We start from the raw sequence: 17203 nt of genomic DNA, 5'->3' as shown, positions 1-17203 counted from the left end.
AGGAGCCTCCATGCGCAGACGATCCTTCACCGCCTTAGCGACCGCTGTCGCCCTGTCCGTCGCTGTCGCCGGCTGCAACCGGGGCGGTGACGAGGCCGGCGACAGCGACCCCATCGTGGTCGGCTCGACCCTCTCGCTGACCGGCGCGTTCGCCGCCACCGGCGCGATCCACAAGATCGCCGGTGAGGAGTTCGTCGACCGGCTCAACGCGGCCGGCGGCCTGCTCGGCCGCAAGGTCGAGTGGAAGGTGGTCGACGACCAGTCCGACCAGTCCAAGGTGAGCCAGCTCTACGAGCGGCTGATCAGCCAGGACAAGGTGGACCTGCTGATGGGCCCGTACGCCACGCCGAACATCCTGTCGGCGATGGCGGTGGCCCAGCGGCACGGCTACGTGCTCCCCCAGCACACCGCCGTGCTCGCGCCGCAGCTCACCTACGAGTGCCAGTTCCCGGCCTGGTCGATCGGCCCGACCCCGAACTCGTTCGTCCCGACCCAGTTGTTCGACGCGCTGGCCACGCTGCCCACGCCACCCAAGAAGATCGCCGTGCTGACCAGCCAGAGCGGCTCGGCGGCCTTCGTCTCGGACGGCTTCGGCGACGACAAGGCCGGCGTGCTGAGCATCGCCAAGGAGCGCGGCCTCGACGTGGCGGTCAACGTGCACTACCCGCCGACCACCACCGACTGGGCGCCGATCGCCACCCAGGTGCGCGACGCCGACCCCGACCTGGTGATCGACAACGGGCTGGGCGTGGACGCGGTCAACATCCTCACGGCGATGAAGCAGCTCAACTACACGCCGAAGAAGATGTTCGCGCTCTTCCCGGCGCCGGGGCCGCTGCTGGCCGTGGGGGCGCCGGCCGAGGGCATGCTCTCGGTGTCGATGTTCGAGCCGAACCCGGCGACGCTGGCCAAACTCCCGCCCGAGGCGACCGAGATCGTCAACGACTTCACCAAGCGGGCCGCCGCGGCCAAGCTGCCGTACACGGTCTTCGAGACGCAGGCCACCGCCTCGTGGAACGCCTGGCAGATCCTCACCGACGGGGTCAAGGCGGCCGGCGGGCTCGACCAGAAGAAGATCTGCGACTCCCTGCACGCCAAGGGCGCCGACACGACCTTCAGCGGTCACCTCGCCTTCGACCCGAAGGACCACAACTTCTGGCCGACCACCCAGACGCTCAAGCAGATCCAGAACGGCGACTGGGTGACCGTCTGGCCGGCGGACAAGGCCGCCGCACCCATCAAGTGAATCCGGGGCGGCCCTCCAAAGGGCCGCCCCATTTCCCTCCAGAGGTGGACCCGCATGAATGTCGTCCAGGCCATCCTCAGCGGCGCGCTGATCGGTGGCCTCTATGCCCTGATGGCCCTCGGCCTCTCCGCGACCTGGGGCGTGCTGCGGATCATCAACCTCGCCCATTTCGGGCTGATCCTCATCGGCGCCTATCTCACCTACCAACTTTCCACGTCGTGGGGAATCGACCCGCTGCTCACGCTGGTCGTCACGGTTCCCGCGCTGTTCGTGGCGGGCGCCTGCCTCCAGTGGCTGTTCGACCGGCTGGCGGTGAGCGAGTTCAACTCGCTGCTGATCAGCTTCGGCCTGCTGATCATCACGATCCAGGTGGCCGCGAACATCTGGAGCGCGGACTTCCGGCGGATGACCGCCGACATCAACCCGTACGCCACCGAATCGGTGACCCTGGGCCGCCTGGTCTTCCCGGTCAGCACCCTGTTCGGTTTCGTGCTCGCCGGGCTGGTCGTGCTCGGCGCGCATCTCGCGCTACGGCGCACGTTCGCGGGCCGGGCGTTGCGGGCCGTCGCCCAGGACAGCGCGGTGGCCGGCGCCTTCGGCATGAACCACCGCCGGCTCAGCCTCGTGCTCGGCGGCCTGTCGGGGGCGACCGCGGCGCTCGCGGGGACGATTTTCGCGCTCGGCAACGCGATGACGCCGGAAACCGCGTACGAATGGTTCGGGATCGTCTTCGCCGTCGTGATCCTCGGGGGCATCGGCGAGGTGGCCGGCACCTTCGCGGCCGGAATTCTGGTCGGCGTGCTCTCCGGGGTGGTGTCGGTGGTGTGGTCCCCGGCGACCGCGCCCTTCGTGCTGTTCACCGCCATCATCCTGGCTCTGCTGCTGCGGCCCCGGGGCCTTTTCGCGTTGGGGGCGGTCCGATGAGGCGTGGCGTTCTCGGGCTCGGCGTGGCCCTGATCGTGCTGCTGGCGCTCGCCTTCAGCGGCATCCCGTCGTTCTATCTCGTGCTGATCGGCACGATCTGCTTCTGGATCGCCCAGACCACCAGTTGGAATCTGCTCTCCGGATACGCCGGCTACTTCAGCTTCGGCCAGGCGGCGTACGTCGGTGTCGGCGCCTACACGACCGCGGTGCTCACCGGCCGGCACGGCGTCAACTTCCTCTGGACGCTGCCGATCGCGGCCGTCCTGTGTGGACTTCTGGCGCTCGGGATCGGGGCGGTGGCGTTCCGGCTCGGCTCGCTGCGTGGCGAGATCTTCGCGCTGCTGACGCTCGCGGTTCCGTTCATCCTTTCCGCGTTCGCCCGCATCAACCGGGACATCGACGGCGGGCAGGGCACCTCGGTGCCGCCGCCGTCCGCCTTCGGCGATTTCCAGCAATTTCAATACCTCTTGGCGGTCCTGGTCGCGGCGGTCGCGGTCTTTTTCGCGTACGGGGTACAGCACAGCCGCGCGGGATCGGCCCTCACCGCCATCCACGACGACGAGGATGTCGCCGAGGTGCTCGGGGTGCCCACCTACCGGTACAAGATGATCGCCATCGTCGCCGGCGGGGTGATCGGCGGGCTCGGCGGCAGCGTGTACGCGCTGCAGATCGGGTTCGTGACGGTGGAGAGCGTGTTCGGGCTGACGATTCCGTTGTTCGTCATCGTGATGGCGGTGCTGGGCGGGCGCACCCACTGGCTCGGCCCGGTCATCGGCGCGGTGCTGATCGTGGTGCTGCAGGACCGGCTCTCCTCCTACGGCCTCGAGGAGTGGAACGCGATCATCCTGGGCGCCGTGCTCGCGGTGCTGGTGGCGATCGCGCCGAACGGCCTGTTCAGCCGGTTGCGGGCGCGGCCCTGGCTCTCGCTGGCCGCCTTCCTCGTCGTCGGCGGCGTCCTCGGCATCATCAACGTCTGGGGCGAGGAGCTGGACTGGATTCTCGCCGGGATGCTGGCGGCCGCGCTGGCCGCGATCATCTTCGGCCGCAAGGCGCCGGCGACCGCACCCGCCGCCCCGCCACCAGATCTGGAAAAGGAGCCGCAAGCTGCGCACGCCACCTCATCGACGCCGCCTCGCGAGCCGGGCGCCGTTCTCGTCGAGTGCCGGGGCGTGGCCAAGCGCTTCGGCGGCGTGCACGCCCTCGACGACGTCACCCTGGACATCCGCGAGGGCGAGCTGATCGGCCTGGTGGGCCCGAACGGCTCGGGCAAGACGACCCTCATCAACCTGCTCTCCGGCACGTACCGGCCCAGCGGCGGCGAGATCCGGATCGGCGGCGCCGGCACCACCAGACTCGCCCCGCACGAGATCGCGCACGTCGGGCTCGCCCGCACGTACCAGATCCCGAAGCCGTTCGCGTCGATGACCGTGCGGGACAACGTGGCCACCGCCATCATGTTCGGCCGCCGGGCGCATTCGCTGCGGGACGCACGCCCGCTCGCCGAGAAGCACCTCGCCACCGTGTCGCTCGGGCACCTCGCGGACGCGTACCCGATGAATCTGACCCTCCATCAACGGCAGCTGCTCGAGATGGCCCGGGCGATCGCGGCCGAGCCCAAGGTGCTGCTGCTCGACGAGGCCCTCGCCGGGCTCAACCCGGCGGAGGTCGACAACGCGGTCCAGGTCGTCCGGCGCATCCACGCCGGCGGCATCACCATCGTCATCGTCGAGCATCTGCTGCGGGTGCTCAACCAGCTCGCCACCCGGATCGTCGTGCTGGACCGGGGCACGGTGCTGGCCGACGGCGAGCCGCGTGCGGTGATGAGCGATCCCGCGGTCGTGAAGGCGTATCTGGGAAGGCAGGCCCATGTCTGACGAGCTCTCGGTTCTCGAGGTGGAGAGCCTGGACGTCCGCTACGGCGACGCGCGCGCCCTGTGGGACGTCGGCCTGCGGGTCGGCGCCGGCGAGACGGTGTCCGTGGTCGGCCCGAACGGCGCCGGCAAGTCCACATTGGTCAACGCCATCGCCGGCATCCACCCCGCCACCGCCGGCCGCATCATTGTCAACGGCACGGAGACCACGGCGCTGCCCGGCCATCGGGTCTGCGCGCACGGGGTGGCGGTCGTCCCCGAGGGCCGGCGCATCTTCCCGCGCATGACGGTCACCGACAACCTGCTGCTCGGGGCGTACCGGCGCGGGGCCCGCGCCTCCTATCGCGGAACGCTCGGCACCGTCCACGAGCTCTTTCCACGGCTGGCCGAACGCTCCGGACAGTTGGCGGGAAACCTCAGCGGCGGCGAGCAGCAGATGCTGGCCATCGGCCGCGCGCTGATGGCGAAACCGGCTCTGCTGCTGCTCGACGAGCCGTCGCTGGGCCTGGCCCCGGTGCGGGTCGACGAGGTCTACGACGCGATCCGCCGCATCGTCGACTCCGGGGTGAGCGTCGTCGTGGTCGAGCAGGACGTGGAGCGGGCTCTCGCCATCGCCGATCGGGCCTATCTGCTCGGTGAGGGGCGGGTGGTGGCCTCCGGCCCGGCCGCGTCGATGCGGGACAGCGAAGAGGTGCGCCGCAGTGTGCTCGGCCTGTGAGCCGCTGCTGATGGCGGGCCGCCGCGTGGTCGTCGACGGCCATCCGATCTGCGCGAGCTGTGGCGCCGCCGCCGTCCCTTGTGGACCGGGACGGTGGCGGCACCTCGCGCCGGGCGAGGCGTACCCGTTCGACTCTCCCTGGCTACGGCCGCCCGGCTGGGACGAGTTCGCCTCCCTGACCACCTTCGCGGCCTACGCCGCGCGATGCCCCGACGTCGTGGTCACCGAGGGCGATTGGCTTGCGGCCCGTGCTCGCTGGTTGGCATACGCCGAGAGCCTGGGCCACCTTCCGATGGCCGACCTGGCCGGGATGCTGGCCGGCGGCACAGCCGGCCCGGGTTCACTGCGGGTGCCCGCCGCGGTGGCCCGGGTGCTCGATCTGGACGCGCGGCGGCGCGAGCTGGCGTCGCTGTATTCCTGGGCGATCCCTTCGCCCGCCGCCCTCGGCCTGATCGGCTCCCACGGCCCGCTGGTCGAGGTGGGCGCGGGCACCGGCTATTGGGCCTCGCTGTTGTCCGCCGCCGGCGCCGATGTCGTGGCCACCGACATCGCCCCGCCCGGCCAGGCAGGCAACGCGTATCACCGGGCCGGCCGGACCTGGTTTCCGGTCGCGCCGATGCCGGCGGTCGAGGCGGTGCGGGCACACCCCGGCCGGACGCTGTTGCTGTGCTGGCCGCCGCCGCTCGACGACTCGGCCGGCTATGCCGCGGTCCGCGCCTATCGGGGCGACACCCTGGTGCTCATCGGCGGGGACGCGGACGGGCCGGCCGGCACCCCGCGCCTGCACCGGGAGCTCGATCTCAATTGGACGGTCACCGAGGAGCTGGCACTACCCTCGTGGCCCGGTATCCCCGACCGCGTCACCGTCTGGCAGCGCAACCGCCGGCGGCGTCCGCTCCGCGTCCGCGACCGGTGCCCGGCATGCGCCCGCTTCGTCCCGACGGGCGCGACGGGGCGTTGCGACCGCTGCGTCGCCACCCGCCCCGCGGCGTTGACGACGTGGCCGGGCGGCCGGCGGGTCGAGTACACCGCGGCGACGCTGGCTGCCATGCCGCCCGCGCTGCGCGAAGCCCTGCGCCGCTCATCGGCCGCAGCCGGGGTCAGCTGAAGACGCGGACGCGCTGGCCCGGGCGAGTTGAGGGCGGCCTATCGGGGCAGGTCGCCCAGGACCTTCTCGAGCGCGGTGGCCACGGTGGCCGACTCCCGCGCTGTCATCCGCGACGTGAAATGCCGCCGGATCGACTCCAGGTAGATCGGAGCGGCGGCGCGTAGCCGCGCGCGGCCCGCCTCGGTGATGGTGGCGTAGGCGGAGCGGCGATCGTCGGCGTTGGCCTCGCGGGCGACCAGGCCCGCCGCGGCGAGTTGGTCGACCACCCGGCTCGCGCGCGTGCGGCTGACGACCGCGACCTCGCCCAGCTCGCCCATGCTCAGCCGCCGGCCCGGCGCCGAGTTCAGCTCGAGCAGCACGTCGTACCAGGTCAGCGGCAGCCCACAGGCGGCCTGAAGCTCGCGGTCGATCAGCGGGACCAGCGCCGCGTGCACACGCAACAGGGCTGCCCAGGACGCCACATCGGTGTCGCTCATCACGCCAGCCTATCCGATTCTTGTGCGTGCGCACGCACTAGGCTGACAATGTGCGTGCGCACGCATTCATATCTGGAGGAACCATGCTGATGCACATCTCCGCCTCGCCGCGCGGCGACCGCTCCGAATCACGCGCGATCGCCGGCACCTTCCTCGACACGTTCCGCGAGGTGTCGCCGAACGTCCCGATCGAGGAGTTCGATCTCTGGGACGGCACGCTGCCCTCGTTCGGCCCGTCCGCGGCCGCCGCCAAGATGGCCGTCTTCGCCGGCGAGGCGCCCGAAGGCCCCGCGTGGCAGGCCGCCGTGGAGACCTTCCACCGCTTCGACGCGGCCGACCGCTACGTCTTCAGCGTCCCGATGTGGAACGCCGGGATCCCGTACATCCTGAAGCAGTTCATCGACGTGGTGAGCCAGCCGGGGCTGGTGTTCGGCTTCGACCCGGTGGCGGGCTACCACGGCCTGCTGCGCGGAAAGCGCGCCGCGGTCATCTACACCAGCGCCGTGTACGGCCCCGGCCGCTCCCCCGCCTTCGGCGCCGACTTCCAGTCGCCGTACTTCGAGGACTGGCTCCGGTGGGCCGGCGTCGACGACATCCGGGCCGTCCACTTCCGCCCCAATCTGGCCACCGCCGACGCCGCCCAGGGCCGCCGCCGCGCCCACGCCGAGGCCCGCGACCTGGCCAAACTCTTCTGAGCGCGAGAGCGGTACGGTAGCCACGTCGAACTCGCCCCCAGGGGAAGCGAGCGGATGACGGCGAACGAGGCACTCGGCAGCGGCAGGCTCGCCTTCCGGCGGCGGGCCTGGGCGGAGGCCTACCGCGAGCTCGCGGCGGCCGACCGGCAGTCGCCGCTGGCCGCCGACGACCTGGAGCTGCTGGCGACCGCGGCGTACCTGCTCGGGCGCGACGACGTCAGCGCGACGCTCTGGGAGCGGGCGCACCGCGAGACGGCCGGCCGGGGCGAGCACGAACGAGCCGCCCGGTGCGCGTTCTGGCTGGCGTTCGGCCTGCTGAACCGGGGACAGCCGGCGCAGACAGCCGGGTGGCTGGCCAAGGCCCGGCGCCAGCTCGACGAGGGCCGCCGCGACTGCGCGGAGCGGGGCTACCTGGCGTTGCCCACCGCGGTCCAGCACATCGAGGCCGGCGACTGTCCCAGCGCGATCGCGGAGGCGCAGGGGGCGGTCGAGGTGGGCGAGCGGTGCGGCGATCCCGACCTGGTCGCCTTCGCCCGCTGCGTGCTGGGCCGGGCACGCCTGCGGCAGGGCGACACCGTCTCGGGCATGGCGCTGCTCGACGAAGTGATGGTGACCGTGCTGGCCGACGAGATCTCCCCCGCGCTCGCCGGGAACCTGTACTGCACGGTCATCGAGGGCTGCCAGGAGGTCTTCGACCTGCGCCGGGCACGTGAGTGGACGGTGGCGCTGACCCGCTGGTGCGAGACCCAGCCCGACCTGGTGCCGTACCGCGGCCAGTGCCTCGTGCACCGCGCGGAGATCATGCTGCTGCACGGCGCCTGGGCCGAGGCCGCCGACGCGGCACGCTCGGCGGTGGAGCACCTCACCCGGCCGCCGGGGCATCCCGCGGCCGGCGCCGCCGTGTACGTGGTGGCCGAGCTGCACCGGCTGCGCGGTGAGTTCACGGCGGCCGAGGCGGCCTACCGCGAGGCGAACGGGTGGGGCCGGGAACCGCAGCCCGGCCTCGCCCGCCTGCGGCTGGCGCAGGGTCGCCGGGAGGCGGCGCGGGCCGCGATCCAGCGGGCCCTCGGCGAGTCGCACGACCAGCCGGCCCGCCCCGCGCTGCTCGCCGCGGCCGTCGACATCCTGCTGGCGGCCGGCGATCCGGAGGGCGCGGCGCGGGCGGCCGCCGAGCTGTCCGAGCTGGCCGCCCGGCTGGACGTGCCGCTGCTGCGGGCCATGGCGGCCGGCGGCGAGGGCACGACCAGCCACGCGGACGCCCGGCCGTCGGACGCGCTGGCGGCCCTGCGCCGTGCCTGGCAGCTGTGGCACGGGCTGGACGCTCCGTACGAGGCGGCCCGCGTACGGGTCCGGCTGGGGCTGGCCTGCCGGGCGGCCGGGGACGCCGACACCGCGCGGCTCGAGCTCGACGCGGCGGGAGCGGTCTTCGCGCGGCTCGGCGCCGCGCCCGACCTGGCCGGGCTCGCGGAGCTGACGGGGCGTACGACGGGCGCGGCCGGCGGCCTCACCCCGCGCGAGGTGGAGGTGCTCCGGCTGGTGGCGGCGGGCAAGAGCAACCGGGGCATCGCCGCCGAGCTGTTCCTCAGCGAGCGCACCGTCGCCCGGCACGTCAGCAACATCCTCGCCAAGCTCGGCCTGCCCTCCCGCTCGGCGGCCACCGCCTACGCCTACGAACATGGGCTCGTCTGACGGCGTACGCATAAATGCCCACACGGCGTACCGCCGCGACGCGCATTTCGCCCGACGCGCCCGCCCGGCCCTGCCTCCTAGCGTCGACGCGTTGGTTCCCGTTCGAACAGGAGAGCGCGATGACGACCACGAGCCTGGCCGGCGCGTTGCGGCCGCAGATGACGGGCACGGTGCTGACCGCTGAGGACGCCGGCTTCGGCCCGGCGACCCAGCTGTGGAACGGCCGGATAGGCCGGCGGCCGGCGCTGGTGGTGGCGCCCGCCGACGCCGCGGACGTGGCGGCGGCCGTCACGTTCGCCCGCGAGCGCGGCCTGGCCGTGTCGGTCCGCGGCGGCGGGCACAACATCGCCGGCACGGCGCTGGCCGACGGCGGGCTGGCCATCGACATGTCCGGCTTCCGGGACGTCTCGGTGGATCCGGTCGAGCGGACGGCCACGGTGGGCGGGGGTTGCCGGCTGGGCGACGTCGATCGCGCGACCCAGGCACACGGCCTGGCCACGCCGCTCGGGTTCATCTCCCGCGTCGGGGTGGCCGGACTCACCCTCGGCGGCGGCCTCGGCGTGCTGACCCGGCGCTTCGGCTGGACAGTCGACAACCTCGTGGCAGCCGAGGTGGTGACGGCCGACGGCGCCGTACGCGAGACCAGCCGCGACGCCGAGCCCGACCTGTTCTGGGCGCTGCGCGGCGCCGGGGCCAACCTCGGGGTGGTCACCCGTTTCACCTATCGCCTGCACCGCGTCGGCCCGGACGTCTACGGCGGGCTGATCGCCTGGCCGTTCGAGCGGGCCGCGGAGGTCATGGACGGCTACCGCGCCTTCACCGCGACGGCCCCCCGCGAGCTGGCGGTGTGGTTCATGCTGCTGACCGCGCCGCCCGAGCCGTTCGTCCCGGCGGAGTGGCACGGCCGCAAGCTGTGCGCCATGGCCGTGTGCTACTCGGGCGACCCGGGCGACGGCGACGAGGTGGTCGCGCCGCTGCGCGCCCTGGGCGAGCCGGCCCTCGACCTGCTGTCGCCCGCGCCGTACACCCAGATCCAGTCCTATCTGGACGACACCGAGCCGGAGGGCATGCACTACGACTGGCGGACCGAGTACGCGGGCGAGCTGACCGGCGACCTGCTGGCCACGATGCGGGACCTGTTCGCCGACTGCCCGGCGCCGATGGCCGACATCGGCCTGCTGCATCTGGCCGGCGCCCTCAACGAGCACGCCGACGACGACGGCGCGGTCGGCAACCGCGACGCGCGCTACGTCATGGGTGTGAAGGGCATGTGGCCACCCGGCGAGCCGCAGGCGGCGCGCTTCCGCGAGTGGGTGGCCGCGGCGGGCGACCGCATCCGGCCGCACGGACTGGGCCGCACCTACATCAACTTCCAAGGCCCCGACGAGGCGGATGACCGGGTACGCGCCTCGTACGGCGCGAACTACCCCCGCCTGCTGGCGATCAAGCGGCGCTACGACCCGGACAACGTGTTCCGCTCGAACCGCAATATCCGGCCCTAGGTCAGCCGGGCTGCGGGCGAACCCGGTCATGGTTCTCGCGCACGACGGTGAACCCGGCCGAGCGATAGAGCGCCACCGCGGCCTCGTTGGCGGCCGGGGTCACGACGGCGACCGCGCTCGCACCCCGCGTGGCGAGAGCCGCGCACGCGCCCAGCACGGCATCGCGGCCGTACCCGTGCCCGCGATGGTCCGGGTGGGCGCCGACCGGCTCGAGCACCCCGCACCGGCCCGCGCCGGCGAACCATCCGGTGGCGGCGGCCGCGGGCTGTCCATCGGGCGTCCGCACGAGCGCCTCCACCGCCAGCCCGCCCGCCGGCGACCGCTTCATCGTGCGCCAGCGCTCGATGGTGAACGTGGATCTTTCGAAGGCGGACCGCTGCACCAGCACCCGGTCGGCCGCATCGGCCTCGCCGACCCGCTGGGCGCGGCTCGATACCGGCCGCGGGGCCCACGACATGACGAGCCAGGGCTCGTTGCGGTCGAGCTCCCACCCCGGAATCGGCAGCCCGTCGCACCAGTCGGTGCCGGGCTCGAGCAGTTGCTCGGCGTCGGCCGCGATCGCCCCGAGGTCGGCGCCGGGCGCGGCGGTCACCCGCAGCACCGGCCCGTCGAGGAGACCGGCCGCCACCGGCGCCGCGTCGTCGGCCCAGAGCAGCACCGCCGCGTCCTCGTGCCGCAGCTGCCAGCCCACGTCCCCGGGATGGAGGCCGCCGCCCGGCGCATCGACCGGCGTCCACTCGCTCAGCGCGCTCAGCGCCGGCCCGGCGCCGGCATGAGACAGGACCCGCCGCGTGACTGAGCTCATGGGCGGCAGAATAGCGAGGTCTCAGGGGGCGATCATCAGGTTTTCCGTGGGCAAGGTCTGGCAGGCGAGCCGCCACCCGGCCGCCAACTCGCCGGCCGAGAACATCCCCCGGGTGTCGGTCTCGTAGCGCCCGAGAGCACCCGCACCCGGCAGGTCCCGCAGGCGCCCTCCCCGCACGACTGCGGCAGGTCCACGCCGGCGGCGTTGGCGGCGGCCGCCGCGCGGATCACGTCGCGCCGTGCCCGGAAGGCTTCGGCCCGCTGTCATTGTCCACGCTGCCCAGCGTGCCGGGCGCCACTGAACAGCGACGGAACGCGTGCCGAAGGCGCCTCAGCCGGGGGCGACGACCCGGTCGCGGCCGGCCAGGTAGCCGAACCCGACGAGCGCCACGTCCATGACGATCACCGTGACCAGCGCCGGCGTCCACGAGCCGGTCGCGTCGTGCAGCGCGCCGACCGCGATCGGGCCCGCCGCGGCCACCAGGTAGCCGATCGACTGCGCCATCCCCGACAGCGCCGCCGCCTGGCCGTGGTGCGCGGTGCGCAGGCCGAAGAACGACAGCGCCAGGACGATGCTGGCGCCGCCGGCGGTGCCCGCCATGCTGCTCCACACCGCGCTGTGCTCCGGCGCCACCAGGATCCCGATCGCCGCGGACATGAACAGCAGCGGGGCGACCACGCCCAGCAGCCGCTGGTCGCGGAAGTGCCCGATCAGCGCCGAGCAGGTGATGCTGCCCGCGATGCCGAAGCCGTTCAGCAGCAGCTGGTGCACGCCGGCGGCGGTCGGGCTGATGCCGGCCGCGCTCTCGATGGACGGCAGCCACGTGATGAAGATGTAGTAGCCGGTCGACTGGAGCGCCATGAACACGGTGATCTGCCAGGCGAGCGCGGAACGCCACGGCGCCCGCGCCGCTCCGGCGCCCGGGGCGGCCGGGGCGGCCGGGGCGGCCGGGGCGGCCGGGGCGGCGGGCACGACGGTGTGCCGGCGCAGCTGCGGGGCCAGGACCGCGAGCCCGATCAGCGCCAGCCCGGCCCACATGCCCAGCGGCAGCCGCCAGCCCACCGAGGTCCAGGCGGCAACCGGGACGGCGGCGCCGGCCGCGAGCGCCGCGAAGCTGGACTGCACGGCCGAGTACGCCCCGGTGACCGGCCCGATCCGGCCCGGGAAGTCGCGTTTGACCAGCGCCGGCAGGACCACGTTGAGCACGGCGATCGCCACGCCCAGCAGCGCCGTCCCGGCCCACAGCAGCGCCTGGCCGGGCAGCGAGCGGACGACCAGGCCGACGGCCAGGACCGCCAGGCCGCCGCCCAGCGCGCGTTCCAGGCCCAGGCGGCGGGCCAGGGCCGGCGCGACCGGCGAGACGACGGCGAACGCGACCAGCGGCAGGCTGATCAGTACGGACGCGGTCAGCGAGGACAGGCCGAGGTCGCGCTGGATCTCTTCGAGCACCGGGCCGACGGTGGTGATGCCGGCGCGCAGGTTGGCGGCCACCAGCAGCAGTCCGGCCAGCACCAGGGCGGGGCGCAGCGCGCCGGCGGGCCGCTCGACCGTGGTCACAGGCCGGCCTGCTCGTGGGCGAGCCGCACGGTGTGCTCGGCCGCGGCCGCCGCGGCTTCGGGATCGCCGGCGATGACGGCATCGACGATGGCGGCGTGCGCGGCGTCGATCTCGGCGAGCCCGGGCACGGTCGCGGGCCAGTCGACGTCGGGCGAGTTCAGGTGCAGCAGCGCCTGCTCGTTGCCGCCGGTGCCGCGGTAGAGCTCGGTGAGCAGCGCGTTGCCGGAGGTCTCCAGCAGCAGCTGATGAAAGGCGATGTCGGCCGCCGCGTACGCAGTCATTCTGAGCGTCCGGACGACAGCGGCGGGAGCAGGGCGGCGATCGCCGCGTGGCCGGCCGCGTTCGGGTGATCGCCGTCGGGCGCGAGCAGGCCGGTGGGGTCGTGGCTGCCGTCGTCACCGTGAAAGGCCGTCGACGTGGAGACGTAGGTGGCGCCCGCCCGGGCGGCGGCGGCTCGCAGGGCCTCGTTGACCGCGGCGGTGGCCGCCGCCGCGTCGCGGACCCCGGAGGGACCGTACTGGGCGGCGCCCACCTGGCCGTCCAGCACGACGTTCCAGTAGCCGAGCACGATCACCGGCATGCGGTGGATCCGCTCGACCGCGGTCACCGCGTCCGCCACATTGGACCGGATCGCCGCGGCGCCCGAGGCGTACCGCGACGGCCGGCCGACCGAGGAGGCCATGTCGTTGGCCCCGGTCATGATGATCACCTCGGTTGCCGACGACAGCACATCCCGGTCGGCGGGAACGGCCGCCCGCACGTCGGCGGACGTCGAGCCGGGAGACGCGAGATTCACCGAGATCGCGTGCTGCGCGTCGGCGTACAGGGAAGGGAATGGCTCGCAGCCGCAGGCCGTGCCGGCCGGGACCGAATCGCCCAGGGTGACCACCGTGCGGGCCGACGTAAGGCTGGCCCGCGGAGCGCAGGCGGCGAGCAGCAGCGCGAGCAGGACGATCAGGCGCCTCACGGCAACGGCCTGGCCAGATGGGCCGAGAGCCAGTCGAAGGCGGGCGGCTCCATCTGGATCCACACCGCGTCGCTGTGCCCGCCGTGCGCGACGACCGCGGTGGTCACCGAAAGCGGCGCTCGGCTTTCCGAGCAAAGGCGGCGGGAATCGCGCGCCGACTGCTTGTCGTCGGCCGCCCAGCCGAGCCACAGCGAAACCGCGGGCTGCGGAAGACGCCGTAAACGCCAGCCGGGATTGTTGGTCGTCCTCTCCGACCCGTCGCCGATGGCGATGCCCGGTGAGGCGTAGCCCGACATCGACGCGGCCGCCGCGTATCGGGTGGGATGCCGCAGCAGGAGGTCGATCGAGCAGAACCCTCCCGCCGAATACCCCGTCAGCCCCCACGCCGCCCCGCCGGCGCGCACCCGGTAGTGCTCGCGAGCGTAGGCGGGCACGTCCACGGTCAGGAAAGTCTCGGCCGGCGGCCCGTTGCGCAGGTTCGTGCATTCGGTGTCGAGCAACCGCCGCGGCGTCTGATAGGGAAACAGGACGATGGTGGGCGCCATCCGCCCGGCCGCGATCTCCTGGTCGAGGTACGACTGCACGTGCAGCCGCCGCAGCCAGGTCTGCGGCGAGCCGGGGTAGCCGTGCAGCGCCTCGATCACCGGGTAACGGCCGGCGCCCGTGCGGTAGGCGGCGGGCAGGTAGACGTACATCTGAAGGGTCAGGCCGCTCGCCTTGCCCGGCACCGAGACGGTGAGCATCCGGCTGCCGGAGGTGGCGGACGGCGGCGGCGGGGCGCTCGCCGGGTACGCCTGGACCAGTTCGTTGACCTGCAAAGCCGCCGCGGTGACGACGCTGAGCACGCAGGCGAGGACCAGGCCCGAGCGCCCGGCCCACCGCAGCCGGCTCGAGTGCGGCCGGCTTGAGTGCGGCCGGCTTGAGCGCGGCCGGCTCCAGAGCGGCCGGCTCCAGCAGGACGCGAGCAGTGCGGCGGTCAGCAGCACGGCCGCCAGCGCGAGATAGACGGTCATGATGCCGGCAACCTCAGCGGGGCGGCCAGGGCCGGCGGCATTTCGTCGGGGGAACGCAAACGCGTCGCGACCCGGTCGGCCACGAACGCGTTGCCCAGCGCGCCACCGCCCACGACATCCCAGCCCGTGGCGGTCACCCGCAGGTCGTGCCGGAGCGCGGTGGGCAGGGTGCGCAGGGCAGGAGCGGTCGTGTGCGAGGTGGGTGCGACGGTCACGGTCACCGCCGAGGGGGTACGCGGCGCGGTCGCACCGAAGACCAGCACGACCGGGAACGTGACGCCGGGCCGGTCCCGATAGCCGGCCGGCAGCCGCACGGTCGGCGGCGCGGCCAGGCGCCAGGCGGCCAGCTCCGGCGGGCGCCACGCGAACGGCCCGGGCGGGAGGTGATCGTCGAGCAGCCCGGCGGGCACCCGCGCGGTCTCCACCTTCGTCCCGGTGTCGCCGCGCAGCGCCTGCCACGACGGATATAACTGCTCCTGCCGGTTGACGGCCAGCCCGGCGGTGACAACGGTGAGCGCCTCGAGCAGCAGCACCCCGGCGAAGCGCCCGCCGACCCGGATGCGCCCCCACCGCCACACCGTGAGGGTGCCGGCGATCGCTGTCGTCAGCGCCGCGAGCACGAGCAGCGGCAGCCCGGTGAGGCTCACGCCGCCACCTCGACCCGATCACCCGGCCGGCGCCGGCGGGGCAGGCGCGGCAGGCGGGGCTCGGGCAGGAACGCCTCGGCCGTCAGCGCCGCCACCGCGATCCGGGGCAGGTCACGCGCGGCCGGGAAGCAGAGGTACCGCGGTCGCCACAAGGGCTGATATTTCGCATTCGAGCGGTACAGCGACTCGATCTGCCACATCCGCGATGCCATCATGAGCAACCGGTGCCAAAGCCGCAGAACGGGCCCGGCCCCCAATTCCTCCGCGCGGGCGAAAACCGATCTCAGAACCGCGAAATTCAACGACACCTTGCGTACGCCGAGAGCCGGCGCCTTCTCCAGCACCGACACGATCATCAGCTCGGTGAGCCCGTTGTCCGCCGTCCGGTCGCCGCGCATCAGGTCGAGCGAGAGCCCGTCGCTCCCCCACGGCACGAACTGGAGCAGCCCTCGCAGCGTCCCGTGCTCGTCGTGGCAGAACACCAGCAGGCAGTCCCCGTCGCCGGGGTCGCCGAGCCGGGAGAGCGCCATCGAGAAGCCGCGCTCCACCGGCCCGTCCCGGAACGTCTCGGCCGCCCGGATCGCGTCGTCCAGGTCGCCCGGCGTGAGGTCACGCTGCCGGGCGATGCGGCAGTGATAGCCGGCGCGCCGCATGCGGTTGACCGCCTGCCGCACGCCCCTCATCGGCCGGCCGCTCAACGAGAACAATGAGGTCTCCACCACGGCTTCGTCGCCGAGCTCGACGACGTCCAGACCCCATTTCCGGTACGCCTTGCCGGCCGCGTTGCCGCAGGCCAGCACCGCCGGCGTCCACCCGTGCCGGTCGGCGTCCGCCAGCCAGGCCCCGATCGCCTCGGGCCAGGCCGACTCGGGCCCGACCGGATCGCCGGCGGCCAGGCTGACGCCGTTGACGACCCGGTACGCCACCGCGGCGGCCTGGTTCGGCGCCCAGATCAGCGACTTGTCGGCGCGAAGCGCGAAATAGCCGAGCGAGTCGGCGCCGCCGTACCGATGAAGGAGCTCACGCAGACGCTCCTCGCCCTCGCCACCGCGCTGCGGCCGGCGTGAGCCCGGCCGCAGGAGAATCACCAGCGCGACGCCGCCGGCCAGCAGCCCGCACGCTCCCGTCGTGTAGGCCACCGCGTCGGCGCCGAGCTCGTAACGGAAGTTGACCGGCCCGTCGAGGCCGATCAGCCCCAGCGCCGCCTCCTTCGCCCAGTCGAGAACGCCCGGCGAGCCGTCCAGCCGATTCGCCCGGATCGCGATCTCGAGGAAGCCGAGGACGAAACCGGCGGCGGCGAATCCCGCCAGCGCGGTGAGCGCCCGCCACCGGCTGCGCGGATCGGCGATCGTGGTGAAGCGGTCGCGCGCGCCGAGCAGCAGAATCAGCATGACCGCTGCGACGCCGGCCGCCGCGACGTCGAACCCCTTCACCATGTGCAACGCGATCGACGCCGCGGTCAGCCCGACCGCGACCTGCCAGGCCTGCCGCTTACCGCGGCGCAGGCCGGCCCCGAGGTAGACGAGAAGCATGCCGGCCACGACGGTGGCGGCATGGGCGGTGAGGACGCCGGCCGCCGGCACGAATTCCGCGACCATGGCCATGCGGCCGTGCCGGTGCGGCGCGATCGCGGTGACGATGTCGAACAGACCGGCCAGCTGAACCAGCCGGGCGATGGCCCGTCGCGAAAGCGGCGGCCGGGCCACCGGGCTTTGCATCATGGGGTCATCTTCTGTGCGCAGGCTGTGGACCGCTCGACAACTTCCTGCCTCTTCGCTGTGTGCTTTCTCCGCGGTGTCGATCGGCACGAACAGGATGGCCGTTTCCGCAACCCGCGCGGGAAGAGTATTCACCCGGAATAGGCCCTTTCGTCACCCGAACATCTCCCTCCCGGCTGCGCCGGAAGCGGCGATTCGGCTACTCTTCCCGCCCGAGGCACAGGTGAACGGCGCTCGGCTGTGGGGCGAACGCCGCTCGCGTGCCGA

General features: G+C 73.2%; 17 protein-coding genes. 8 read left to right on the top strand and 9 right to left on the bottom strand.

What is annotated here, in order from left to right; translation table 11 throughout:
• The first annotated feature begins 10 nt into the window (after positions 1-10).
• Genes ACIA5D_RS07630 through ACIA5D_RS07610 form a run of 5 tightly spaced genes read left to right on the top strand, consistent with a single transcriptional unit; the run spans position 11 to position 5867 of the window.
• Entirely contained in the window at positions 11-1246 is a 1236-nt protein-coding gene (locus ACIA5D_RS07630) for an amino acid ABC transporter substrate-binding protein (RefSeq protein WP_396029047.1), read from the top strand.
• Between the two features lie 54 nt (positions 1247-1300).
• Positions 1301-2170: a branched-chain amino acid ABC transporter permease gene (locus ACIA5D_RS07625; RefSeq protein WP_396029046.1), complete on the top strand. Its 870-nt coding sequence runs from the start codon at positions 1301-1303 to the stop codon at positions 2168-2170.
• Positions 2167-4044, top strand: a complete 1878-nt coding sequence (locus tag ACIA5D_RS07620) for an ATP-binding cassette domain-containing protein (protein WP_396029045.1) — start codon at positions 2167-2169, stop codon at positions 4042-4044. The genes ACIA5D_RS07625 and ACIA5D_RS07620 overlap by 4 nt, the downstream gene beginning before the upstream one ends.
• Positions 4037-4759: an ABC transporter ATP-binding protein gene (locus ACIA5D_RS07615; RefSeq protein WP_396029044.1), complete on the top strand. Its 723-nt coding sequence runs from the start codon at positions 4037-4039 to the stop codon at positions 4757-4759. Before ACIA5D_RS07620 ends, ACIA5D_RS07615 begins: the two co-directional genes overlap by 8 nt.
• A complete protein-coding gene (locus ACIA5D_RS07610; protein ID WP_396029043.1) occupies positions 4743-5867 on the top strand; it encodes a hypothetical protein in 1125 nt (374 codons plus the stop codon). Before ACIA5D_RS07615 ends, ACIA5D_RS07610 begins: the two co-directional genes overlap by 17 nt.
• Positions 5868-5905: 38 nt before the next feature.
• On the opposite strand, the gene ACIA5D_RS07605 is transcribed toward ACIA5D_RS07610, so the two are convergent.
• Complete coding sequence (locus ACIA5D_RS07605; RefSeq protein ID WP_396029042.1) at positions 5906-6343, bottom strand: MarR family winged helix-turn-helix transcriptional regulator; 438 nt, start codon at positions 6341-6343, stop codon at positions 5906-5908.
• Between the two features lie 83 nt (positions 6344-6426).
• On the opposite strand from ACIA5D_RS07605, the gene ACIA5D_RS07600 reads away from it, so the two are divergent.
• From ACIA5D_RS07600 to ACIA5D_RS07590, 3 genes are all read left to right on the top strand, one after another.
• A complete protein-coding gene (locus ACIA5D_RS07600; RefSeq protein ID WP_396029041.1) occupies positions 6427-7038 on the top strand; it encodes an FMN-dependent NADH-azoreductase in 612 nt (203 codons plus the stop codon).
• A gap of 54 nt (positions 7039-7092) precedes the next feature.
• Positions 7093-8727: a LuxR C-terminal-related transcriptional regulator gene (locus ACIA5D_RS07595; protein WP_396029040.1), complete on the top strand. Its 1635-nt coding sequence runs from the start codon at positions 7093-7095 to the stop codon at positions 8725-8727.
• A gap of 119 nt (positions 8728-8846) precedes the next feature.
• Positions 8847-10229, top strand: coding sequence for an FAD-binding oxidoreductase (locus tag ACIA5D_RS07590; RefSeq protein ID WP_396029039.1), 1383 nt, complete (start codon positions 8847-8849; stop codon positions 10227-10229).
• 1 nt (position 10230) lies between these two features.
• Here the strand turns inward: ACIA5D_RS07590 and ACIA5D_RS07585 are convergent, their stop codons facing one another.
• The 8 genes from ACIA5D_RS07585 to ACIA5D_RS07550 form a co-directional block, all read right to left on the bottom strand.
• On the bottom strand, positions 10231-11034 hold the full coding sequence (locus tag ACIA5D_RS07585) for a GNAT family N-acetyltransferase (RefSeq protein WP_396029038.1): 804 nt from the start codon (positions 11032-11034) through the stop codon (positions 10231-10233).
• Between the two features lie 35 nt (positions 11035-11069).
• Positions 11070-11228, bottom strand: a complete 159-nt coding sequence (locus ACIA5D_RS07580) for a 2Fe-2S iron-sulfur cluster-binding protein (RefSeq protein WP_396029494.1) — start codon at positions 11226-11228, stop codon at positions 11070-11072.
• 136 nt (positions 11229-11364) lie between these two features.
• Positions 11365-12591 (bottom strand): MFS transporter, encoded by a 1227-nt coding sequence (locus ACIA5D_RS07575; RefSeq protein ID WP_396029036.1) that lies wholly within the window; start codon positions 12589-12591, stop codon positions 11365-11367.
• Positions 12588-12872: an FCD domain-containing protein gene (locus tag ACIA5D_RS07570; protein ID WP_396029035.1), complete on the bottom strand. Its 285-nt coding sequence runs from the start codon at positions 12870-12872 to the stop codon at positions 12588-12590. The genes ACIA5D_RS07575 and ACIA5D_RS07570 overlap by 4 nt, the downstream gene beginning before the upstream one ends.
• A complete protein-coding gene (locus ACIA5D_RS07565; RefSeq protein WP_396029034.1) occupies positions 12869-13558 on the bottom strand; it encodes an SGNH/GDSL hydrolase family protein in 690 nt (229 codons plus the stop codon). Before ACIA5D_RS07565 ends, ACIA5D_RS07570 begins: the two co-directional genes overlap by 4 nt.
• The gene (locus tag ACIA5D_RS07560; RefSeq protein ID WP_396029033.1) at positions 13555-14571 is read right to left on the bottom strand and encodes an alpha/beta hydrolase; all 1017 of its coding nucleotides are present in this window, start codon (positions 14569-14571) and stop codon (positions 13555-13557) included. The genes ACIA5D_RS07565 and ACIA5D_RS07560 overlap by 4 nt, the downstream gene beginning before the upstream one ends.
• Positions 14568-15218: a hypothetical protein gene (locus tag ACIA5D_RS07555; RefSeq protein ID WP_396029032.1), complete on the bottom strand. Its 651-nt coding sequence runs from the start codon at positions 15216-15218 to the stop codon at positions 14568-14570. The genes ACIA5D_RS07560 and ACIA5D_RS07555 overlap by 4 nt, the downstream gene beginning before the upstream one ends.
• The gene (locus ACIA5D_RS07550) at positions 15215-16939 is read right to left on the bottom strand and encodes a phosphatidylglycerol lysyltransferase domain-containing protein (protein ID WP_396029031.1); all 1725 of its coding nucleotides are present in this window, start codon (positions 16937-16939) and stop codon (positions 15215-15217) included. Before ACIA5D_RS07550 ends, ACIA5D_RS07555 begins: the two co-directional genes overlap by 4 nt.
• Between the last annotated feature and the right edge of the window lie 264 nt (positions 16940-17203).

Source organism: Actinoplanes sp. NPDC051513 (genome assembly GCF_044454685.1).
Classification (GTDB): domain Bacteria; phylum Actinomycetota; class Actinomycetes; order Mycobacteriales; family Micromonosporaceae; genus Actinoplanes.
The sequence above is the reverse complement of the archived record's forward strand: the minus strand, read 5'-3'. Positions and strand labels throughout refer to the sequence as shown.